Origin of the sequence: Micromonospora sp. NPDC023737, from assembly GCF_040639715.1 — a bacterium.
Taxonomy (GTDB): Bacteria; Actinomycetota; Actinomycetes; order Mycobacteriales; family Micromonosporaceae; genus Micromonospora.
The window spans coordinates 283,897-299,075 of the sequence record NZ_JBFAAL010000001.1; the positions used below are offsets into that span (position 1 = coordinate 283,897).

Genomic DNA, 15,179 nt, shown 5'->3' on the forward strand with positions numbered 1-15,179 from the left:
TCCGTACGCTGACAGATCCAGCCGGAGGCCGATTTCCGCATGCCTCCAACCACGCCGGCAGGCGTCGTCGACCACCTTCCCCCTCGACCCGGACCGCTGGCGCCGAGGGCCCCCGCCACCCACACGGCTCGAACGGAGGCTTCGGAACAGCGACGCCACGCTCCCAGCCGCCGTGCCACAAATGCTGTGGCGAGCGCTACAACGCCGCTCGCCCCGATGGCTGAACCAGGGATTTCTCCACGCCGTGTGTAGTACGAATGGCCCGGGAGCGCCGGGAAGCCGTCGCGCGCCCGGCACAGCGAACCCGAGATGTGAAAGTGGGACGGATGAACTCGTACGGCGCGACAGGCCCTGCTTCGCTGAACAGGGCCGACACTGCCGGCCTGACGGCGCGGATCGCCGGTCCCGTGTTGCTGCCGGAGGATGCGGACTACGCCACCGAATGCGCCACGTTCAACCTGATGACCGCGCTGCGACCGGCCGTCGCGGTCGGCGCGACCAGCGCGGCCGACGTGCGGGCGGCGGTCCGGTTCGCCGCCGAGCGGGACCTGCCGGTGGCCGTCCTCACGACCGGACACCAGGTGGCCCGCCCCGCCGAGGGCGCGTTGCTGATCAACATGTCCCGGATGAACGCGGTGCACGTCGACGCCGCCCGAAGCCTCGCCCGGGTCGAGGGCGGCGCCCGCTGGGAGCAGGTACTCCCCGAGACCGACAAGCACGGCCTCGCTCCGGTCAGCGGCACCTCCCCCACCGTCGGCGTCGTCGGTTACCACCTCGGCGGCGGGGGCAGCCCGATCCTGGGCCGTAGGTACGGGTACGCCGCCGACCACGTACAGGCCATCGAAATCGTCACCGCGGACGGTGAACTGCGCCGGGTCACCGCCGACTCGGAGCCGGACCTGTTCTGGGCGCTGCTCGGCGGCAAGGGCAACTTCGGCGTGGTCACCGCCCTGGAGTTCAACCTCTTTCCGGTGCAGCGCTTCTACGGCGGCGGCCTCTTCTTCGCCGGCGAGCACGCGGCCAAGGTGTTGCACACCTGGCGGGACTGGGTGGTCGACCTGCCGGAGGAGATGAACTCCTCCGTCGGTTTCCTGCGCCGTCCTCCGCTGCCTGACGTGCCGGAACCCCTGCGGGGAACCTTCGTGATGCACGTCCGGTTCACCTCGCTCGGACCTGCGGACGAGGCCGAGCGGCGGCTCGCGCCGATCCGCGAGATCGCGCCGACGGTGCTGGACACGATCACCGAACTCCGCTACCGCGAGGCCGGTTCGGTATTTCTGGACCCACCCAGACCCGTACCGTGGGTGGAACGCTCGACGGCGTTGCGGGACTTGCCCGGCGAGGCCGTCGATGCTCTGCTCGCCCAGCTCGGCCCCGACTCGGGCACCCAGCTGGGATTCGTCGAACTACGGCCCCTCGGCGGAGCGCTGGCCCGACCGACCGCGGTGGCGAACGCGGTGCCCGGTAGGAGCGCACGCTGGCAGCTCTTCGGCTCCGGTGGCGGCCGGCCCGAGCTGGCCCCCGTCTTTCGCGAGCAACTGACCGCCATGATCGACGCGGTGGCGCCGTGGGCACAGGACGAAATCATGCCCAACCTCCTCAGCGACCGGCAGGGCCGCACGCCGGAGGAGCTACGCAACATCTACGGTTCCGAACGCTACGACCGACTCGCCGCGATCAAGAAGCGCTACGACCCACGCAACCTCTTCCGCGTGAACCACAACATCACGCCCGCCTAGCCACGACGCCCCGTCCCGTGCGTCGCACAACCGCAGGAGGAATCACCCATGACGACCAGCGAGATCCCCACCCCGATCCAGGCCTTCATCGACGCCACGAACCGCGCCGACTCGGACGCCTTCGTCGCCTCGTTCACCGACGACGCGTACCTCAACGACTGGGGCCGCGAGTTCCGCGGCCGGGACGGGGTACGCGACTGGGACCGCACCGACAACATCGGCGTGCAGTCGCGCTTCGAGTTCAAGGGGATCAAGCCCGGCACGGACCCGGACAGCTACATCGTCACCCTGAAGGTCTCGGGCAACGGCTACAACGGCACCGGCCCGATGACGTTCCACCTGCGCGACGGCCTGATCTCGAGCCTGCGCATCAGCGGCTGACCCGGGCACCCGGAGATCCGACGAGCGGTCGTCGCGCGCCACCGAGGCGCAACTACCAGCGCTCTCCGGCGCGCACCTCCGCCACCCGCCACCGGCCCTCCGACTCGGGTAGCAGTCCGACGAGGAGCCGGGCCCCCTGACCGTTGGCGAACCGGACCTGCGCGTGCGTCTCGGCGTGCGACTGCCCTCGCTCGCGGACGATCGTCGTACCGTCGATGGTGTAGGCGGTGAGCGCCTGGTCCCCGGCGTAGAGCTCGGCGAACTCCGCCGGGCCGGCCTGCGCCCGGCGCTCGACCGTGAGCAACCCGTACGCCACCGCGAACTCCCCGGCCACGACCGCGTCGAGGTAGGCCTTCGCCGTCGCCTGCGCGGGGCCTCGCTCCGCGATCGCCCGCCTCGTCGTGGTCACCAACCAGACCATCGCGCAGCAGGCCGCGACCGCCCCGACCGCCAGCGCCGACCAGATCGACAATCGTCTGGTACAGCAGCCGAGGCAGGCGACGGCGATCAGGCCGAACGCCAGGACGCCCGACACTCTGGCCCCTCGACCCGACATGGTCAGGCAGCCTAGCCCGGCCCGGGCTCAGTCGACACCCCTGGCGGTCAAGGCGTCGGCCAGGTCGTCGGAGTGCTTGAGCGCCATCACGAGCAGGGGTACGACGAACGCCAGCGGCTGCACGGGCACACCGCGCGCACGTTGCGCCTCGCGCACCTGTGCGGCGAAACCCGCGATGACCGGCACGGTGGTGATCGTCATGGAGAGCATCAGGGCGATCCTGTTCGGATCGACCCCGAACCTCCGCAGTGGCCCGAGGGCACCGGCGATGGCGTCGATCAGATCCTCGGTGCGGGTCGTGAGGGTGACCAGGGCGGCGAGGAGTACGACCACGACCACCCGGGTGATGTTGACCGCCGCGGTCGGCAGCGACAGGAACAGCGCCTGCGGCACGAGCATGACGAGGATGAGCCAGCGCAGGTCCCGGAGCTGACGGCCGAGCTCGCGCAGCCCCAGGCCGGTGAGCAGATAGCAGCCGATCACGAACGCGATCGCGCCGGCGAGCAGCCATGGGTTCGCCGGGGCGAGTGAGATCGCCAGTGCGAGAGCCATGACGGTGAGCAGCTTCGGGCCGGCGGGCATCCGGTGCAGAACGCTGCCGCCCGGCCGGTACATCGCGATCAGAGCTGCTCCTCCTCGTACCGGGCGATGACGGCGGCCGGGTCACCGCGGTCCACCAAGGCGCCGGCCTCGAACCGCACCGCGATGTCGCACCGGGCGGCCAGCCGCGGATCGTGGGTGACTATGACGAGCTGCTGCGGCATCTCGTCGAGCAGGAACCGCGCGATGCGTCGGCTGTTGGAGGCGTCGAGGTACGCGGTCGGTTCGTCGGCGACGACGAGGCCGGGCTCGCGGATGAGCACCGCGCACAGCGCGAGGAGCTGCTTCTGCCCGCCGGAGAGGGTCTGGGCGGGCGCGTCGGCGTGCTCGCCGAGGCCGAAGCGGTCGAGCGCCGCGGTGACCCGCTCCTGGACCTCTGTACGGGACAGACCTCGTCCCCGGAAGGAGAACGCGACGTCCTCGGCCACGGTCGGCATGATGATCTGCGCGTCCGGGTTGCTGAAGACGAAGCCGACGCGGCGGCGGACCTCCTTCGGTTGCCGGGCCGGGTCGACCCCGTGCACCCGCACCTCACCCCTCGTCGGAGTGACGAGACCGTTCAGCATCCGGGCGAAGGTCGACTTTCCGGAGCCGTTGGAGCCGATCACGGCGATCCGACGTTCGTCGAGGTCGAGTGACAGGTCGCGCAGCACCTCCCGGCCGGAGAACTCGACCGACACGTTCTCGAAGTGGATCTCGTCGTTCACCGGACCACCTCGAACAGGGCGGCCACGCCGATCCCGCCACCGACGGCCGCCGTGGCCAGACCGAGCGACCCGGCCGGGGCACCCGATCGCACGAGCCGGGAGAAGAGCCGCACGACGCTGACCGCTCCGCTCGCGCCCCAGGGGTGCCCGAGCGCCAGCGCGCCACCGTCCGCGCAGACCCGTGCGTCGACCTCGTCACCGGCCGCCAGACCGAGACGGGTGAGCACGGCCAGCGTCTGCGCGGCGAACGCCTCCACGATCTCGACGGCGGCGACGTCGGAGAGGGTCACGCCGGCGCCGCGCAGCAGGGCCTCGACCGCGGGCACCGGCCCGAGCCCGGGCAGGGCCGGGTCGCAGCCGACGGTCGCGCTGGCGACCAGGGCGAGCCCCGGCGCGTCGCCACGGGCACCGGCCGGCACGATCGCGACGGCTGCGGCGCCGTCGCTGTTCCGGCAGGAGTTGCCTGCCGTCACGGTGCCGCCGTCCGCGGCGTCGGGGAACAGCGCCGGGAACCGGTCGAGCATGGTGGGGATGCGTGGGCGTGGGCCGCTGTCGCGGGTGAGGCCGTCGAGCGGCACGAGTTCGTCGTCGAAGCCGCCCCGCTCGCGGGTCGCGGAGGCGAGCCGGTGGCTGCGCGCGGCGTACCGGTCCTGGCGGTCGCGGCTGACCGCGTCGAGCACGGCGAGGTCCTGGGCGGCGCGCACCATGTCCGGGTCGGCGAAGCCGGCGGGGGTGAACGGCGCCTTGTGGTACGCGACCCCGTCCGCGATGCGGGTGGGCGCGGTGGATGCGCTCTCGGTGCCGCCCGCGATGCGGGTACGAGCATCGCCGGCCCGGATCGCGTCGGCGGCGGTGATGATCGCGGCCAGGCCGCTGCCGCACTGCCGGTCGATCGTCATGCCCGGTACCGAGAGATCCAGTCCCGCGGCGAGCGCCGCGAGCCGGGCGGTGTTGCCACCCGGCCCCATGCAGTTGCCGAGCACGACGTCGCCGATGGCGAGCGGCGCGGCCGTGGCCAGCGAGGCGTCGTCGACGCAGGCGCGGACGACGGGGGCGGCGAGTCGTTCCACGGTGACGTCGGCGAGCCGGCCGCCCTTGCTGGCGATCGGGGTACGCCGCGCCGCGACGACGACCGGGAGGTTCCGCTGCTGCTCAGACAACTCGGGTCATCCTCCCCTCGATCGCGTCGTGCCTGATCCGGTCGCGGGCGGGCTTGCCGGTGGCGGTACGCGGCAGGCGCTCGGTCCAGAACCAGCGGCGCGGCAGGTGCGTGCCGGACAGCAGCGCGCCCGCCTGGCTGCGCAACTCGCGGGCCGACGGTGGCCGGCCGCCCGGGCCGGTCTCGATGACCGCGGCGACGAGGGAACCCGCCCTCGTGTTGGGCAGCCCGAAGACCACCGCTTCCTCGATCCCGTCGATCCGCTGGAGTGCCGCTTCGACGTCCTCCGGGATCACCGTCGCGGCTGCGGTGAGGATGGCGCCGTCACTGCGGCCGCGGAATCGCAGCGGATCGGCTGCGTCACCGCTGACCAGGTCACCGACCGTGCCCCAACCGTCGTCGTCGCGTCGGAACGGTCCGGTGGCCGTACCGAGGTATCCGCCGGCGAAGTACGGGGATCGGACCCAGAGCACGCCGTCGTCGACGCGGGTCTCGACACCGTCGAAGGGGCGCAGTCCGCGGCCGTCGGGGTCGACGGCGACGAACGAGAGTTCGGCGGCTCCGTAGTAGGAGACCAGCCGGATACCGGCTGCTTCGGCCCTGCCGCGCAGGCCGGGGTCGAGTCGGGCACCACCGATCAGGGCGACGCGGAGCCGATGTTCCCGGCCCGCCTCGATCCGCTCGAGGACACCGCGCAGGGCGTACGGTGTCCCGTGCATCACGGTGGCGTGCTCGAGGTCCGGATCGGAGACGGTGTGCGTCCGGGGCAGGAGGATGCTCGCGCCGACCGTGCGGGCGTGGACGATGGAGAACATCGTCACCGACGAGACCAGTGGCGAGGGGACGTAGACGACGTCGGCGGCCGTGAGATCGAGGAGCCGCTCGACTCCCAGGTACGAGGCGGACCAGGACTCGTGCGTACGGACGATCACCCTCGGCGTCCCGGTGCTGCCCGAGCTGAAGGTGGCCCATGCCATGCCCGGTACCGGATCCGCCGCCGTGACCGTCCGGCGCAGGCCGTCCCAGTAGTCACCGTTCCACCGGTCGTCGCCGATCAGTGGCACGCCGCCCGCGTTCCGCACGGCGAAGGCCGTCGCGATCGCGTTCAGCCGATCCCCGTCGAGGATCGGGACGACCCGGCCGGGTGCGTCCACACCCCCCGTCCCGGCGGCCGAGATCCGCTCACGTAGCTGCGCCTCGGTCAGCACCGTCGATCCGCAGCGGACGGCGGGTCGCTCGCTCGTCACCGTACGCTCGCGTCGGTCTTCGGCTGCGCGGCCCGCGGCCGGGGCACGGCCGCCGTCTCCGCGCCGAACGCCCGGGGGTACGCGCGCCAGAGCGCCATGGCGACGGTCGCCGCGATGGCCACCTTCAGCAGGTCACCGGGGAGGAAGGCGGCGCTGGACAACGCCGCCTTCCCGAGCGGGAGCCGGGTGACGAGTGCCTGGACCGGGATGCCGACCGCGTAGACCACGAGCGCGCCCCCGATGAAACAACCCAGCGCCGTCCGCCACCATGTCGGGGGCCGGTTGCCGAACCGCACGATTGCCCCCGCGACGAAGGCTCCGGCGATCCAGCCGAAGAGGAAGCCGGCCGAGGGGCCGACGAACACGCCCGCGCCACCACGTCCACCCGACAGCAGCGGCAGACCCGCGAGGACGAGCACGAGGAAGAGCGTGACGGCGGCCGCGCCCCGCCAACGGCCCAGGATGGCGCCGGCGAGCATGACGCCGAGCGTCTGTGCGGTGATCGGCACGGCACCGCCGAACACCGAGATCGCGCCGGGGATCCCCAGGACCGCCAGGATCGCGGCGAAGACCACGATCCTCGTGACGTCCCGCGTGTCGAGACCGCGACGTCGCTCCATGGTCGGCTCCTTCCACGCCCGCGTTGGTCACGCGAGCCCGGTCTCTCGCCCGGCGACAGGACGCAGGCGTTCGGATGGCGTGGAGAACGCTGTTCACCTGAACACCGTTCTCCTGAACGGCGTTCACTATACTTGCGGGATGCCGAGGCCGGAAAGCACAGCCGCGTACGCCCGAAACTCCCGCGACGACGTCATCGAGGCAGCCCTGGGCATCCTGGACCAGCAGGGGCTACCGGATCTCACGATGCGTCATCTGGCCGCCACTCTCGGCATCCAGCCGAGCGGGCTCTACTGGCACTTCCCCAACAAGCAGGCGCTGCTCGCCGCGGTCTCCGACCGGATCATCGCGGGCGCCCGCAGCGTCGACACCGCCGGGCGCAGCTGGCAGCAGCGGGTGCAGGCAGAGGCCGGCGCCCTGCGTGACGCGCTCCTCGCGTTCAAGGACGGCGCGGAGGTCGTCTCGAGCACCCTCGCCCTCGGCCTCGGCGCGGAGGGGCTGCAACGGCGCCTGACCGGGGCGATCGACGCGGGCGGATTCGACGAGGAGACCAGCGAACTCGCCGCCGCGACCATGGTCCATTTCATCGTCGGCCACGCCTTCCACGAGCAGCAGCGCATCCAGGCCGACAGCCTCGGCGCGGTCGCGCACGCGCACGCCCTCGATCGGGAGGACCCCGCGGAGGCCGTCGACCGGCCCGGGGCGTTCGACTTCGGAATCACCCTCCTCATCGCCGGCCTTGAGCAGCAGGGGGCGAAAGCACCCGTCGATCCGGCCTCTGCCGGCTTTCAGTGATCAGCTGACCCACGCCGAGGTCGCCCGCGCCAGCACGCCGGCGACTACTCCTCCGGGGCGCCTGGGCCGACCTCACCACGCCTGAGGTGCTCGGCGTTGAGGTCGGCCTCGCTGTGCGCGTGCGCGGCTCCGTCACCGGGTTCTGCCGTTCGGCGTCCCTTGACGTCCTGATACACCGCGCCGCTCTCGAGCGCCTCTTCTTCCTGCTGCCGCCGACTCTTCCTCGGGGTGGTCACACACCCCCCTACCCCACCCCCCAACCCACAAACCCCCACCCACCCCCTCCCCGCAGGGGCCTCTTTCACGGAAAGAGGGGCCATCCGACGCGCGGAGGCCACTCTTTCCGTGAAAGTGCGGGGATTGACGGGGCAGGGGTCAGGGTGTCAGCCTGTTCTGACAGGGGTGTCAGCACAAACTGACAGCCCCGGAAGGGAACCAGCGGGATGACCCAGGCTCCGTCCTCGAGCGAAGAGCTCCTACAGGTGCTCACCGCGTTGGCGAGTCCGCATCGGCTGCGAATCATCGCGGCGCTCGCCGGAGGCCGTGTCTACGTCAGCCAGTTGGCTCGACAGCTGCAGATGAACCGACCGCTGCTCTACATGCACCTGCAGCGGTTGGAGGCGGCCGGCCTGGTGACGGGAACGCTGGAGACGACGCGCGACGGCAGTTCGGTGAAGTACTTCGAGTTGGTGCCGTTCGTACTGACTCTGACGCCGGAGGCGATCACCGAGGCCATGCGGTCGCCTCAGTCGGAGCAGGTGGAGACAGGCGGGGCGGGCACCGGTGGCCCGCAATCCGGTGGATCGCGAGAGGACAAGAGCTAGATGAGCACTGTGCTGAGCGCCGACCTGGACATCGCACACACGGCCACGATCGCCTCGACAGTGCTGGTAGTGGCTCTGGTAGCCATTCTCGGCTTCGTCGGACTCGGCTTCTATCGGGCCCGGCGATCGTCGGCAGGAGCGGAGCAGTACCAGGCGCTGGCCGAACGCGCCGCCGAGGCCGAGACGCGGATGGCGGACGCCGTCCGGGCCACCGCCGCCGAACTCAAGGCACTGCGCTCGGAGCTGGGCACCACCAGCGGCGAATTGGCCGGCGTCAAGCAGCGCCTCGGCGAGCTGGAACGCCTGTTGAGCCAGATCGGTTGACGTGCCCCCGCACCGGGCAACCCCTCGACGGAAGGACCGCCATGCGCTCGGGTGCACGGGCAGGGACGAGGAACAGGTTGCTGGCGGCCGTCGCGGCGCTGCTGTTGCCGCTGGCCGTGGCCGCCCCCGCGGCTGGTGACCCGACCGGCGACAGGTCGCCCGACGACCTGGTCGGGAGGGCGGCGGAATACCTGCGCCAGCACAAGATTGACAACCGGATACCGGGCCTGACGTACGCGATCGTGCGGGGTGACCGGGTGATAGGTCAGAACGCCTGGGGTGTCGACGGCGACGGCGGGTCGATCACCCCGCAGACCCCGTTCGTGCTGGGCTCGGTGAGCAAGTCGTTCACCGCACTGGCCGTCATGCAACTCGTGGAGGCGGGGCGGGTCGAGCTGGACGCCCCGGCGCGCCGCTATGTCTCCTGGCTGCGGCTGGCGGACGAGTCGGTCGCCGCCCGGATCACCGTACGGCAGCTGCTGACCCACACGAGCGGGCTGCCCGATGTGGTGAACCGGGGCTTGCTCGACCGGTTCGACAACTCCCCCGGTGGTCTGACCAGGACGGTACGGGAGCTGGCGACGGTCGCGCCGACCGCCCCGCCGGGTGAGGCGTACCAGTACAGCAACGCCAACTACATGGTGCTCGGCGCGCTCGTCGAGGCGGTGGCCGGGCAGTCGTTCGGCTCCTACCTGCGCCGTCACGTGCTGGACCCGCTCGGCATGACCCACGCCGTCACCAACGAGGCGGAGGCCCGCACATTCGGCCTGCCGGCCGGGCACCGCTACTACTTCGGCCGCCCGCAGCGATTCGACCCTCCCTTCGACACCGCCGGCCTGCCACACGGCTATCTGGCGATGAGCCTGGACGACCTGACGCACTACGCCATCGCCCAGCTGAACGGCGGCCGGTACGGCGACGCCTCGGTCCTCTCGCCACCGGGCATCGCACAACTGCACACCGGTCAGGTCACCACCGACGGCGGCGGCCGTTACGGGTTGGGCTGGCGGGAGAGTGTCCTCGACGGCCCCGGAGATCACATCGTCTGGCACGCCGGGGCGACTCCGCACTACTTCAGCCACCTTCTTCTCATCCCGGAATCCGACCTGGCCGTGTTGGTGATGTCCAACGTCTACGGCTTGTCCATGGACTGGCCGCTGGCCTCGGCGGCGTTCAACGTCGCCCGGATAATGCAGGGCGGCGAAGCGGTGCCGGGCGACCCGGATCCCGTCCTCAACCGGCTGCTGCTCGGGCTGGTCGTCGTCGGTGCGCTGCTGCTGGGCCTCCTGATCTGGACGACCGTGCGGATCCTGGGGCGGCGGCGAAACAGATCGAGGACGGCACGCAGACGGATCATCGCCGGCACCGCGGGCTGGGTCGTCGGTTGTGCGGCGCTCGCGGTCGGCGCGCTCTGGGCGTTACCGGCGGCGTTCGGCGGTGTCGGGCTGGCGCAGGCGATGTTGTACGCGATGGATCTCGCCCACACACTGATCGTCATCGCGGGGCTGGCCGTCGGCATCGCGGTTGTACGCCTCGGTGCCGCCGTGCACGAGCTGACCCGGCGAGGGTGACGCCGGCTGGCCGAGCAAGCTGTGTCGACAGTGGACCGAACGCGGGTACCATGCCGGCGTAGCGCACGAGTGGCAGGACGACGACCCTCTCGACAGGAGCCCCGGCATGGCTGGCCCGGACACCGAACTCGCCGCGAAGATCCAGTCCGACGTGCCGCACGCGGCGCGGATCTGGAACTACTGGATGGGTGGCAAGGACAACTTCCACGCCGACCGGGCGGCCGGCGACGCCGTGGCCGAGGTCTACCCGGAGATCGTGGTCATGGCACAGCAGTCCCGCCGGTTCCTGGTACGCGCCGTGCGCTTCCTGGCCGCCGAGGCGGGCATCCGCCAGTTCCTGGACATCGGCACCGGTCTGCCCACCATGCAGAACACCCACGCGGTCGCCCAGCAGATCGCGCCCGAGTCACGGATCGTCTACGTGGACAACGACCCGATGGTCCTCGTACACGCCCGTGCGCTGCTCGCCAACACCACCTCGGAAGGCGTCACGACCTACGTCCCCGCCGACTACCACGACCCGGAGAGGATTCTCGTCGAGGCGGCGCGAACGCTGGATTTCGACCAGCCGATCGCTGTGATGTTCATGGGCGTGATGGGCTACGAGCCGGACCTCGACGTGGTGCGTTCGATCGTCGGACGGACCATGGACGCCACCAGCTCCGGTAGCCATCTGGTGTTGTGGGACGGCACCGACACGAGCCCGTCGGTGGTCGCCGGAGCCGAGCGGCTGGCACAGAACGGCGGGGTTCCGTACATCCTGCGCAGCCCGCAGGATCTCGCCAGCTGCTTCGCGGGTCTCACGATGGTCGAGCCCGGCCTGGTGCCGATCCCGCTGTGGCGTCCCGACGCCGCCGACGCCGTGGGAATCGACGCGTACGGCGCGGTGGCCCGGAAACCCTGACCCGCACTGTGGCGGGAGCGCTCAGCCGGCTCCGGTGCGCTCGCCCCGGATCGGTAGCCAGTACGCCGGGATGAAGGCGGCTATCACCGCCACGCCGAGCAGCGGCAGGAACGCCCCGACCAGCGTTCCGGCGGCGATCCAGACGATCGCGACCCGGAAACGGCGGGCGACGAACCTGGCGCCGGCATCGTCGATGGTGGAGCCGAGCAACCGACGCCCGCGGCGGGCGTACGCCCAGATGATGTTGAAAAGGATCGCAGCCAACTCGATCGTGGCGCCGTAGAACACGACGGCGCTGCGCTCGCCGTCGCCGGAGTGGAACGCTTCGGACAGCACCGAGGCGGCGAACGGCAGGAACGCGACATCCATCAGCAGCAGGGTGTTCAGGAACATCAGCAGCCGATCCACCATCCGGATGTGATCGAACATCACGTGGTGGTTGACCCAGATCTGGCCGATCATCAGAAAGGTGACGGAGTAGGCCAGGTACGACGGCCACAGCACGCCCAGTCCGTGGAACAGCCGCCGGAAGTCCTCCGGCGGCCGGATGTCCAGCACGAGCAGGGTCACCGCGATGGCGAAGACGGCGTCGCTGAACGCGACCAGCCGTCCCGGGTTGCGGGTCCCACCGAACGCCGCCGATGGCGCGGCCACGCGGCCCCCGTGCCGTGGCACGCCTACGCCCCGGCCCGGTCGCGACGTCGGCGGTGACCGGCGCCGAACGGCAGGCGGGCACGCTTGATCGATCCGACGCTGATCTCTCTCTCCGGTGACGCCTCCGGCATGACCGGTCAACTCGCGGACGCGGGCCAGGGTGACTGGTGTCCGGGTAGCCTTTCGCCACGCCAACGCTCGAACCCGGCCGGATCCGCCTCATCGCCGGATCAATCCAACTGATGCTGATCATCGGAATGATTCGTTTGATTTGATGCTTCTCTCGCGCGACGCTTGATCCGTCAACGAACGAACACGGGTCAACGGAGGCTTCACATGAGCAACCCGCAGCGAGTAGCGATCGTCACCGGCGGTTCTCGGGGCATCGGCCGGCAGGTCGTGCAGCGGCTCGCCGAGGAGGGCTACGCCCTGGTCGTCAACTACGCGGGCAACAAGGCCGACGCGGACGCGACGATGGCCGCGCTGGCCGGGATCGGCGCGAAGGCGATCGCGTTCCAGGCCGACGTCGCCGACGAGAACGCCGTGGCCGCGATGTTCGACGCGGCGGAGCGGGAGTTCGGTGGCGTCGACGTGGTGGTGAACATGGCCGGGATCATGCCGATGGGTCCGTTGGTCGATCTCGACCTGGACACCCTCGACCGGACGATCCGCGTGAACCTGCGGGGCGCCTTCGTGGTCAGCCAGCAGGCCGCCCGCCGGGTACGGGCCGGTGGCGCGATCATCAGCACCTCCAGCTCGATCACCAAGTTCAGCCGGCCGGGCTATGCCGCCTACGCCGCCGCCAAGGGTGGGGTGGAGGCGATGACGCTGATCCTCGCCCGCGAGCTACGCGGTCGGGACATCACGGTCAACACGGTCGCCCCGGGCCCGATCGGCACGGAGCTGTTCCTGCGCGGCAAGGACGAGGAGACCATCGCCCGGATCGCCGCCGAGCCGCCGCTGGGACGGATGGGCATGCCCGAGGACGTCGCCCCCGTCGTTGCGTTCCTCGCCGGACCGGGCCGGTGGATCAACGGCCAGGTGGTGTACGCCAACGGCGGCGCCATCTGACCGCCGCACCGGCCCTGGCCGCCGCCGGGGCCTGGCGCCCGCCCCACATCCGAAGGCCCTCCCCTCACCACATCAGAGGTCTCCGACATGAGCAAGATCATCATTATCAGCGGCGCGTCCAGCGGATTCGGCGCACTCGCCGCCCGGGCGCTGGCCCGCGCCGGTCACACCGTGTACGCCGGAATGCGCGACCGGGCCGGGCGCAACGCCCGGGCCGTCGCGGCCGCCGAGGAGTACGCCACCGAACACGGTGTCGACCTGCGCACGGTGGAACTCGACGTGTCGTCGCAGCCGTCGGCGGACGCCGCGATCGCCACCGTCCTGGCCGAACAGGACCGCCTGGACGTCCTGGTCCACAACGCCGGCCACATGGTCACCGGCCCGGCCGAGGCCTTCACCCCCGAGGAGTTGGCCGCGGTCTACGACACGAACGTGCTCGGCACCCAGCGCCTCAACCGGGCCGCTCTCCCGCACCTTCGGGCCCAGCGCAGCGGTCTCGTGGTCTGGGTCGGTAGCTCCAGCACCCGCGGTGGCACCCCGCCCTACCTGGCGCCGTACTTCGCCGCGAAGGCCGGCATGGACGCGCTGGCGGTCAGCTACGCCGCCGAGCTCGCCCGGTTCGGCATCGAGACCTCGATCATCGTCCCGGGCGCCTTCACCAAGGGCACGAACCATTTCGCCAACGGCGGCCACCCTGCCGACCAGGCCACCGTCGCCGCCTACGACGAGCTCTACCCCGGGCTGGTGGAGCAGGTCGGCCAGCGGTTGGCCGAGATCGAACCACCCGACGCGAACGTCGAGTCGGTCGCCGAGGCCATCGTCGAGGTGGTGGACACGCCGGCCGGCAAGCGCCCGTTCCGCAGGCACATCGATCCCTCCGACGACGGGGCCGAGGTGGTCAACGCGGTCGCCGACCGGGTACGGGCCCAGTTGCTCACCCGGATCGGGCTGGCCGACCTGCTCGGGCCACGCCTTGCCCCCCGGTGAGTTGGGACCGGCCAGTCGGACCATGGCCGCCGAGGCGTCGCGCCGTACCGGGCCCGACGCCCGGCGGCGGTCCCGGATGGACCGTCCCTCGGAGCCTGGTGGCCTGCAACTGAGGCAGCTGGAGTACTTCCTCGCGGTCGCGGCCGAGCAGAGTTTCACCCGGGCGGCCAACCGGCTGCACGTCGTCCAGTCGGCCGTCTCGGCGGCGATCTCCGCACTGGAGCGGGAGCTGGACGCGGTGCTCTTCGAACGCAACGCCCGGCGCGTGGTGCTGACCGCCGCCGGGGAGGCGCTGGCGCCGGAGGCCCGGGCGACCCTGGACACCGCGCGAGCGGCCCGGAACGCGGTCCAGCAGGTCGGCAAGGAACTCGCCGGCACCATCGCCGTGGGTTGTCTCAGCGGCGTCGGCGGAATCGACTTCGCGGGCCTGCTGGGCGAGTTCCACGCTCGGCACCCGCTGGTCCGGCTCTGGCTGCGGACGGCGGAGTCGGCCGGGTCGGCCGGTCTGGCCAGGTCACTGACGGCCGGGGAACTCGACGTGGCGTTCCTCGGCCTCGCTGGTCGCCCGTTCCCCGAGCTACGTACCCGCCGGCTGCTGCGCCTGCCGCAGGTGCTGGCCGTTCCTTCCGCTCACCCGCTGGCGGACCGGGACACGGTCGCCCTGCCGGAGGTGGCGGACGAACAGTTCATCGACTATCCGCTGGGCTACGCCAACCGCACCGCGATCGACCAGGCATTCGCCACCGCCGGACTGCGACGCGTCATCGCGATGGAGGTCAGCGACGTGGCGGTGGCCGCGGAGTTCGTCAGCCACGGCTTGGGGGTGTCCTTCCTGCCCGCCCGGATGGCGTCGAACAGGGACGATCTCAGGACCTTGCCGCTGACCGGTCAGTCGCTGGAGTGGTCGCTGCACGTGGCGACCGCGAGCGGCCGGCGGATCACCGCGGCCACCGCAGCCCTGCTGGAGATGGTCGACGAGCACCTGGAGCCGGACGCGGAGTCCGAGTAGCTTCACCCGTGCGATCGCCGCGCCGGGACCGGC

Annotated in this window: 18 protein-coding genes; 10 read left to right on the forward strand and 8 right to left on the reverse strand. The window is 71.2% G+C overall.

The features are described 5' to 3' along the window. Nucleotides 1–326: 326 nt before the first annotated feature. A complete protein-coding gene (locus AB0F98_RS01210; protein ID WP_357726780.1) occupies nt 327–1,739 on the forward strand; it encodes an FAD-binding oxidoreductase in 1,413 nt (470 codons plus the stop codon). 48 nt (nt 1,740–1,787) lie between these two features. Further along, nucleotides 1,788–2,120, forward strand: a complete 333-nt coding sequence (locus AB0F98_RS01215; RefSeq protein ID WP_357726783.1) for a nuclear transport factor 2 family protein — start codon at nt 1,788–1,790, stop codon at nt 2,118–2,120. Nucleotides 2,121–2,172: 52 nt separating this feature from the next. On the opposite strand, the gene AB0F98_RS01220 is transcribed toward AB0F98_RS01215, so the two are convergent. Genes AB0F98_RS01220 through AB0F98_RS01245 form a run of 6 tightly spaced genes read right to left on the reverse strand, consistent with a single transcriptional unit; the run spans nt 2,173 to nt 7,009 of the window. Then, nucleotides 2,173–2,655: a hypothetical protein gene (locus AB0F98_RS01220; RefSeq protein WP_357726786.1), complete on the reverse strand. Its 483-nt coding sequence runs from the start codon at nt 2,653–2,655 to the stop codon at nt 2,173–2,175. Nucleotides 2,656–2,703: 48 nt separating this feature from the next. Then, the gene (locus tag AB0F98_RS01225; RefSeq protein WP_357726789.1) at nt 2,704–3,291 is read right to left on the reverse strand and encodes an energy-coupling factor transporter transmembrane protein EcfT; all 588 of its coding nucleotides are present in this window, start codon (nt 3,289–3,291) and stop codon (nt 2,704–2,706) included. A gap of 5 nt (nt 3,292–3,296) precedes the next feature. Beyond that, nucleotides 3,297–3,983, reverse strand: coding sequence for an ABC transporter ATP-binding protein (locus tag AB0F98_RS01230; RefSeq protein WP_357726792.1), 687 nt, complete (start codon nt 3,981–3,983; stop codon nt 3,297–3,299). Further along, nucleotides 3,980–5,143, reverse strand: coding sequence for a thiolase family protein (locus tag AB0F98_RS01235; RefSeq protein WP_357726795.1), 1,164 nt, complete (start codon nt 5,141–5,143; stop codon nt 3,980–3,982). Before AB0F98_RS01235 ends, AB0F98_RS01230 begins: the two co-directional genes overlap by 4 nt. Continuing rightward, entirely contained in the window at nt 5,136–6,389 is a 1,254-nt protein-coding gene (locus AB0F98_RS01240) for an AMP-binding protein (protein ID WP_357726798.1), read from the reverse strand. Before AB0F98_RS01240 ends, AB0F98_RS01235 begins: the two co-directional genes overlap by 8 nt. Then, the gene (locus AB0F98_RS01245) at nt 6,386–7,009 is read right to left on the reverse strand and encodes a biotin transporter BioY (RefSeq protein WP_357726801.1); all 624 of its coding nucleotides are present in this window, start codon (nt 7,007–7,009) and stop codon (nt 6,386–6,388) included. The genes AB0F98_RS01240 and AB0F98_RS01245 overlap by 4 nt, the downstream gene beginning before the upstream one ends. Before the next feature lie 139 nt (nt 7,010–7,148). Between AB0F98_RS01245 and AB0F98_RS01250 the strand changes: the two genes are divergently transcribed. Further along, on the forward strand, nt 7,149–7,802 hold the full coding sequence (locus AB0F98_RS01250) for a TetR family transcriptional regulator (RefSeq protein ID WP_357726804.1): 654 nt from the start codon (nt 7,149–7,151) through the stop codon (nt 7,800–7,802). A 44-nt stretch (nt 7,803–7,846) separates the two neighbouring features. Here AB0F98_RS01250 and AB0F98_RS01255 read toward each other — a convergent pair whose 3' ends face one another. Further along, nucleotides 7,847–8,038 (reverse strand): ribonuclease, encoded by a 192-nt coding sequence (locus tag AB0F98_RS01255; protein ID WP_357726807.1) that lies wholly within the window; start codon nt 8,036–8,038, stop codon nt 7,847–7,849. Nucleotides 8,039–8,245: 207 nt separating this feature from the next. Here AB0F98_RS01255 and AB0F98_RS01260 point away from each other — a divergent pair, with 207 nt between their 5' ends. The 4 genes from AB0F98_RS01260 (at nt 8,246) to AB0F98_RS01275 (ending at nt 11,425) form a co-directional block, all read left to right on the forward strand. Next, a complete protein-coding gene (locus AB0F98_RS01260) occupies nt 8,246–8,626 on the forward strand; it encodes a winged helix-turn-helix domain-containing protein (RefSeq protein WP_357726810.1) in 381 nt (126 codons plus the stop codon). Continuing rightward, entirely contained in the window at nt 8,627–8,950 is a 324-nt protein-coding gene (locus AB0F98_RS01265) for a hypothetical protein (protein WP_357726813.1), read from the forward strand. Between the two features lie 77 nt (nt 8,951–9,027). Next, nucleotides 9,028–10,521, forward strand: coding sequence for a serine hydrolase domain-containing protein (locus tag AB0F98_RS01270; protein ID WP_357726815.1), 1,494 nt, complete (start codon nt 9,028–9,030; stop codon nt 10,519–10,521). 106 nt (nt 10,522–10,627) lie between these two features. After that, nucleotides 10,628–11,425, forward strand: coding sequence for an SAM-dependent methyltransferase (locus AB0F98_RS01275; protein WP_357726818.1), 798 nt, complete (start codon nt 10,628–10,630; stop codon nt 11,423–11,425). 21 nt (nt 11,426–11,446) lie between these two features. Here the strand turns inward: AB0F98_RS01275 and AB0F98_RS01280 are convergent, their stop codons facing one another. Beyond that, nucleotides 11,447–12,079, reverse strand: coding sequence for a TMEM175 family protein (locus AB0F98_RS01280; RefSeq protein WP_357726821.1), 633 nt, complete (start codon nt 12,077–12,079; stop codon nt 11,447–11,449). 336 nt (nt 12,080–12,415) lie between these two features. Between AB0F98_RS01280 and AB0F98_RS01285 the strand changes: the two genes are divergently transcribed. The 3 genes from AB0F98_RS01285 (at nt 12,416) to AB0F98_RS01295 (ending at nt 15,146) form a co-directional block, all read left to right on the forward strand. Then, nucleotides 12,416–13,150: an SDR family oxidoreductase gene (locus AB0F98_RS01285; RefSeq protein ID WP_357726824.1), complete on the forward strand. Its 735-nt coding sequence runs from the start codon at nt 12,416–12,418 to the stop codon at nt 13,148–13,150. Between the two features lie 87 nt (nt 13,151–13,237). Then, entirely contained in the window at nt 13,238–14,137 is a 900-nt protein-coding gene (locus tag AB0F98_RS01290) for an SDR family oxidoreductase (RefSeq protein WP_357726827.1), read from the forward strand. Nucleotides 14,138–14,213: 76 nt separating this feature from the next. Then, a complete protein-coding gene (locus AB0F98_RS01295; RefSeq protein ID WP_357726830.1) occupies nt 14,214–15,146 on the forward strand; it encodes a LysR family transcriptional regulator in 933 nt (310 codons plus the stop codon). The last annotated feature ends 33 nt before the right edge of the window (nt 15,147–15,179 follow it).

Excerpts from the sequence above, each read along its gene's own strand:
- AB0F98_RS01210 (WP_357726780.1), top strand. The coding sequence starts at position 327 with ATGAACTCGTACGGCGCGACAGGCCCTGCTTCGCTGAACAGGGCCGAC.
- AB0F98_RS01215 (WP_357726783.1), top strand. The coding sequence starts at position 1,788 with ATGACGACCAGCGAGATCCCCACCCCGATCCAGGCCTTCATCGACGCC.
- AB0F98_RS01225 (WP_357726789.1), bottom strand. The coding sequence starts at position 3,291 with ATGTACCGGCCGGGCGGCAGCGTTCTGCACCGGATGCCCGCCGGCCCG.
- AB0F98_RS01245 (WP_357726801.1), bottom strand. The coding sequence starts at position 7,009 with ATGGAGCGACGTCGCGGTCTCGACACGCGGGACGTCACGAGGATCGTG.
- AB0F98_RS01250 (WP_357726804.1), top strand. The coding sequence starts at position 7,149 with ATGCCGAGGCCGGAAAGCACAGCCGCGTACGCCCGAAACTCCCGCGAC.
- AB0F98_RS01260 (WP_357726810.1), top strand. The coding sequence starts at position 8,246 with ATGACCCAGGCTCCGTCCTCGAGCGAAGAGCTCCTACAGGTGCTCACC.
- AB0F98_RS01265 (WP_357726813.1), top strand. The coding sequence starts at position 8,627 with ATGAGCACTGTGCTGAGCGCCGACCTGGACATCGCACACACGGCCACG.
- AB0F98_RS01275 (WP_357726818.1), top strand. The coding sequence starts at position 10,628 with ATGGCTGGCCCGGACACCGAACTCGCCGCGAAGATCCAGTCCGACGTG.
- AB0F98_RS01285 (WP_357726824.1), top strand. The coding sequence starts at position 12,416 with ATGAGCAACCCGCAGCGAGTAGCGATCGTCACCGGCGGTTCTCGGGGC.
- AB0F98_RS01290 (WP_357726827.1), top strand. The coding sequence starts at position 13,238 with ATGAGCAAGATCATCATTATCAGCGGCGCGTCCAGCGGATTCGGCGCA.
- AB0F98_RS01295 (WP_357726830.1), top strand. The coding sequence starts at position 14,214 with ATGGACCGTCCCTCGGAGCCTGGTGGCCTGCAACTGAGGCAGCTGGAG.